The organism is Holdemanella sp. MSK.7.32 (assembly GCF_024460475.1).
GTDB lineage: Bacteria > Bacillota_I > Bacilli_A > Erysipelotrichales > Erysipelotrichaceae > Holdemanella.
Genome location: NZ_JANFYN010000097.1, coordinates 1 through 1934, shown reverse-complemented (window position 1 = coordinate 1934; position 1934 = coordinate 1). Strand labels below are relative to the sequence as shown.

Genomic DNA, 1934 nt, shown 5'->3' with positions numbered 1-1934 from the left:
GGAAAATCATCAAAAAATGTGTCCTTCATGGAAAGACACAAAATTTTATGAATTAGGCTTGATTTTTATTATCTAATTTTTCTATTCACTTAATACATAAGCCAATGTTAGACGTGCACAATCCTCAATAGCTTGAACACTCGTTCTTTCATAGCCATGCGAATTCATACAACCAACCCCAAATACAGCAGGCATAATATTGTTTCCAGCACGAATCGCCGCTGTAGCATCTGAGCCAAAACGATAATATGTATCTACACAATAGTTAATATTGTTCGCTTTTGCCAAATTGATGATTTTAGTTGTTAATCCCCAATCATAAGGAGAATAGTTATCGCTAGCTCCAATGGAAACCTTCTTTTCAGAACCATGATTATCCGGCCCAATCAAGCCAATATCCAAAGCTACATACTCACTCACTTCACTAGGAACATAAGCTCCTCCATGGTCAATTTCTTCATAAATAGGAAACGCAAATAAAGTATCATAAGCAGGTTTTAGGTTCTCTTCTTTCAATTGACGCAATACATCAATCACGGCTGCAACCATAGCCTTATCATCAATATGTCGAGATTTTATAAAACCAGATTCTGTACGTCTAAAACGTGGTTCTACACTAATCAAATCTCCATGTTCAATTCCTAGATCATATACATCTTTAGCACAACTAACATCTTCATCCAATAAAATAGCTTCATTAAATTTATCACGTTCACGACTTCTCGCATCATCAAATACATGTGTAGAGTGTGACTTACAAATCACCATACCCTCATATGTTTTTCCACTACGCGTATGAATATATACATTTTCACCTTCCACATTATGAAAGTTGACTCCACCCAAGTTTTTTACTTCGATCCAGCCATTTTCCATCACATGACGAACCTGCATACCAATCGTATCTAAGTGAGCCCCTACACATACAATCTTACTAAAATCTTTACCTGGCACACGAACATAGGCAGTTCGTTTATTATCAAACTCAAGTTCATATCCAAACTTTCCTACCATCTCCGCTAATTTTTTGTGAATTTCAGGATAGAAACCTACCACACTCGGTGTATTGATCAATTCCTCTAAATTATTTAACATTTCTTCGGTTTTCACTATAATCTTCACTTTCTTTTCTTGACACCTATTATACAATATTATTATGAAAATAATTATCTCACCCGCTAAGAAAATGAAAATGATCGATGATATCAACATAGAGTGTACAACACCCCTATTCTTATCCAAGACAACTGAACTTTTAAATCATATTCAAAGTTTAGAGTATTCAGAATTAAAATCCTATTTAAAATGTTCAGACACAATTGCCCAAACTACATATGATCAATTCCAAAATATGAGTCTAAATAAAAATACAACACCAGCCATACTAAGCTATTCTGGCATACAATATCAATATATGGCACCCCATGTATTTACAGATAATCAAATCAAATATATTCAAGAACATCTTTATATTCTTTCTGGATTTTATGGTCTTTTAAAACCTCTTGATGCGATTACACCCTATCGTTTAGAAATGCAGACAAAGTGTCCATTCTCTTTGTACGACTTTTGGAAAGATAATCTTGCCAATCAAATAGATGAACCCATTTTAAATCTTGCAAGTGAAGAATATGCCAAAACCATTCGAAAATATAAACCATTGATTGATGTTCGTTTTGTCGAAGAAAACGGAAAAGAAAAAGGTGTTTATGCCAAGATGGCAAGAGGAGCCATGGTTCGCTATCTTGCCGAAAATCAGATTGAAAACATCAAAGATATTACTCAATTTTCAGATTTAGGATACACTTTTGATGCGAGTCAAAGTACTGAAAAAAATTATATTTTCAAAAAAAAGCTATCATCGTGATAGCTTTTCTAAGACTATATAAAAATAGTTGGGGTCTAGATACGCTATAAGATTACATAGGGTAATG

The 1934-nt window shown here is 33.9% G+C and carries 2 protein-coding genes; one reads left to right on the top strand and one right to left on the bottom strand.

Going from position 1 to position 1934, the window contains the following annotated elements; all coding sequences use genetic code 11:
* Window positions 1-81: 81 nt before the first annotated feature.
* Window positions 82-1122: a M42 family metallopeptidase gene (locus NE544_RS11920; protein ID WP_256269488.1), complete on the bottom strand. Its 1041-nt coding sequence runs from the start codon at window positions 1120-1122 to the stop codon at window positions 82-84.
* Window positions 1123-1156: 34 nt separating this feature from the next.
* Between NE544_RS11920 and yaaA the strand changes: the two genes are divergently transcribed.
* Complete coding sequence (yaaA, locus tag NE544_RS11915) at window positions 1157-1867, top strand: peroxide stress protein YaaA (protein WP_256269487.1); 711 nt, start codon at window positions 1157-1159, stop codon at window positions 1865-1867.
* The last annotated feature ends 67 nt before the right edge of the window (window positions 1868-1934 follow it).